Below are 1,762 nucleotides of genomic sequence, written 5' to 3'. Positions count from 1 at the left end.
GGGCTCCATCACCCACGGCAGGCCCGCGGTGTCCGCAAGGGAGTTGACAGGTAGGCGCTCCGGCGACGCAGGCGGGACCGCCAGCCGGATCGCGTCGCCGGTCAGGCGGATCCGGTCCAGTTCAGCGTACCGGGGCGCCGCGTGACCCGGATACTGTTCGGCAATGACCAGATCGAAGTCCCGCGCCCAGGTTTCGTGGAGGGCCGTCTCGGGTTCCCGCTGGATCATTTCGACCCGGACCTCCGGGTAGCTGGCGGACATCCGGGTCAGGGCATCGGGCATCAGGGCCAACGCCGCGGATTGGAAGACGGCGATCCGCACCGTGCCGGTCACCGTGGTCAGCGACGCGGCAAGGTCCGCCTCCGCCTGCTCCAGCGTTTCCAGCAGCTGGGCGGTATGGGCCACCAGCACTTCCGCCTGCGGAGTGAGCTGCACCCGGCGGCCTGTTTTCCGCAGGAGTTCGACGCCGGCTTCCTTCTCGAGCAGCGCCAGCTGCTGCGAGACCGACGACGGGCTGTACTGCAGCGCTTCGGCGACTTCGGCCAGCGTGCCGCGGATCTTCAGTTCGCGCAGCAGGCGCAACCGCCGGACGTCGAGCATCAATATTCCTTTGTGAATTCTAATGGTTATTGATTAGGAGAATTCACTTTATCTAATGGAATCCGGCTTGCATACTGTTGTCACCGAGTAAGCCCCATCACAGGGCGGGTTGATGGGCGACACCTCTATGCGGGAGGCCCCGATGAGCACCAGAGACTTGACCAAATCGATCATGCGGCGCAAGCCCATCGATGACATTGAAGAGGAAAACAAACACAGCGGCTTGTTCAAAAGCCTGGGTCTGTGGCAACTGACGGCCATCGGCGTCGGCGGCATTATCGGCGTCGGCATCTTCTCGCTGGCGGGCCTGGTGGCCCACGGCAGCCAGGGTGAGCCCGGCGTCGGCCCGGCCGTGCTGGTGTCCTTCCTGATCGCGGGGCTGGCGTCCGCGGCGGCAGCCCTGTCCTACGCCGAATTCGCGGGCATGATTCCGCGCGCCGGCTCGGCCTATACCTACGGGTATGTGGCGCTGGGTGAGGTGATCGGCTGGTTCATCGGCTGGGACCTGCTGCTGGAGTACGTCGCGATCGTGGCGGTGGTCGCCATCGGCATCTCCGGCTACTTCGACGCGTTCCTCGCCGGAATCGGACTCCACATGCCCGCCTGGATGACCTCGACGTTCGATGAGGGGACGGGCGGCGTCGTCAATGTCCCCGCGATTGCCGTCTGCCTGCTGGTGACCTGGATCCTTTCCCGCGGCACCAAGACCTTCGGCCGGTTCGAGCTGGTGGCGGTTGCCATCAAGGTGGTCCTCATTCTGTTCATCATCGGCCTGGGCATCTTCTACATCAACACCAACAACTACAACCCGTTCATGCCCAGCGGCTTTGGCCCCGTACTGGCCGGCTCCGCCACGGTGTTCTTCGCGGTGTTCGGCTACGACGCCATGAGCACGGCCGCGGAGGAAGCGACGGACGGGAAGAAGCACATGCCGAAGGCGATCATCATGTCCCTGATCGTCGCCATGCTGCTCTACGCCGCCGCGACTTTGGTCCTGACGGGCATGCAGAACTACAAGGACATCGACCCCAAGGCCGGCTTCGCGTCCGCCTTCAACGGAGTGGGTCTGCCGGTGATTGCGACGATCATTTCCGTCTTTGCCGTGCTGTCCATTTTGACCGTGATGCTGACGTTCCTCCTCGGTGTCACCCGGGTCTGGTTC

At 64.0% G+C, this 1,762-nt stretch carries 2 protein-coding genes; one reads left to right on the top strand and one right to left on the bottom strand.

Translation table 11 applies throughout. The features are described 5' to 3' along the window. Positions 1–600 (bottom strand): LysR family transcriptional regulator (locus tag AB4Y86_RS18170; RefSeq protein WP_441403546.1); only part of this gene is annotated, 600 nt, incomplete at its 3' end. Positions 601–742: 142 nt separating this feature from the next. Here AB4Y86_RS18170 and AB4Y86_RS18165 point away from each other — a divergent pair. Beyond that, a partial coding sequence (locus tag AB4Y86_RS18165) for an amino acid permease (protein WP_441403545.1) occupies positions 743–1,762 on the top strand: 1,020 nt, incomplete at its 3' end.

The organism is Arthrobacter sp. 2YAF22_2 (genome assembly GCF_052114645.1).
Taxonomy (GTDB): Bacteria; Actinomycetota; Actinomycetes; order Actinomycetales; family Micrococcaceae; genus Arthrobacter.
The sequence above is the reverse complement of the archived record's forward strand: the minus strand, read 5'-3'. Positions and strand labels throughout refer to the sequence as shown.